Source organism: Enterovibrio qingdaonensis (assembly GCF_028683135.1).
In the GTDB taxonomy this organism is placed as follows: domain Bacteria; phylum Pseudomonadota; class Gammaproteobacteria; order Enterobacterales; family Vibrionaceae; genus Enterovibrio; species Enterovibrio qingdaonensis.
Window position 1 is genome coordinate 1 of sequence record NZ_JAJUBB010000058.1, and the last position, 1,268, is coordinate 1,268.

The 1,268-nt window shown below is 43.7% G+C and carries 1 protein-coding gene and 1 pseudogene; both read left to right on the plus strand.

Features of this window, described 5'->3' with window-relative positions:
* Nucleotides 1-418 (plus strand): bacteriophage T4 gp5 trimerisation domain-containing protein (locus LRP49_RS25095; RefSeq protein ID WP_420791672.1); only part of this gene is annotated, 418 nt, incomplete at its 5' end.
* A 557-nt stretch (nt 419-975) separates the two neighbouring features.
* Nucleotides 976-1,268: pseudogene (locus tag LRP49_RS25100) on the plus strand (hypothetical protein); the annotation flags it as partial.

Genomic DNA, 1,268 nt, shown 5'->3' on the forward strand with positions numbered 1-1,268 from the left:
GAAGGACATGAACTTGCTGGTACAAAACGACTGCAAAGACCACATCAAACATGACCTGCATTTGGATGTCGAAAATGAACGCTTTCAGCGCATTCGAGTGGACGATCATTTGACGGTCGATGGAAAGAGCAATACGCAGGTCTATGGCGACATTAGCCTGACGGTGGACCAGTCACTACACATAAAACAGAACCAAAAACATCTGTTAGAAACGGGCAACGAGATACACCATAAATCAGGTAATAAGGTCATCATCGAAGCCGGAACCGAACTCACCGTAAAAACCGCCGCAGGATTTGTAAAACTTGATCCTGCTGGCGTTCATATTTCTGGATCCGTCGTCAACCTTAACTCTGGAGGTAGTGCGGGAAATGGGAGCGGTTTCAATGGGAAAACTCCCAAGCTACCGAAAACATAAGTAAGGCTTTCTATCCTTATTTAATAAAGAAAAGATCACCACGAATTGCTCTTTAAAGGTAAGCTTGTCTCATCGTCATCGTTGAGAACACAACATGCATTCGTTGAAAACTAACGTGTTTTTTGTATTGTCACTCGTATTGGCTCCGTCGGTATGCATTGCCTCGATCCTCGGCACCTACCAGAGCCCCCCAAATGCTGGCATAACGCAATCGATCACTGTTGAACAAAACGATAGCGGCATCATGATAAATCATCGTGGAGAGACTTATCTCGCCACGAAAATGAGAGATAACGAAAAAAGGCATTTCGCAACGTTTCTGCTTTGGGAGCCCGCAACACTAGATACCGCACATTGTATCGTTGCACCTTCCAAACCATGGGCATTTATTGAAAAGTCAGCTCGACAAGCTCACATAGACATCTCAAGTATCAACAAGTCCGGTGAAGAAGCATTACGCATTGGAGACGAACTCAATCGCCTGGCTCTTTTTCCACTCCCTTCGTTCAAAATTCGCCAGATACTTTGTACATCTCAGACGAAGATTGTGCCAATTGATGCCTCAATATTTTTCTACCATCAACTTTTTGGTGTCTTACCCCTCGAGAAAAGTCACCATTAGAAAAAGACCAAAAATTGCTCATCAGCAATTTCTTACTCAACCACCAAGCAAACCCTTGCGATACTCCGCACCTTATCAATATATCTCTCTATTTTTATTAGTTAATACCTCTGGCACGACCCTTGCGATAGAAAGCGGGACATTAATCTATCCCTACTTAAACAAGGAAATCGCAATGCCAACTCCATGCTATATCGCCATTGAAGGCAAAACTCAGGGCAACATTAC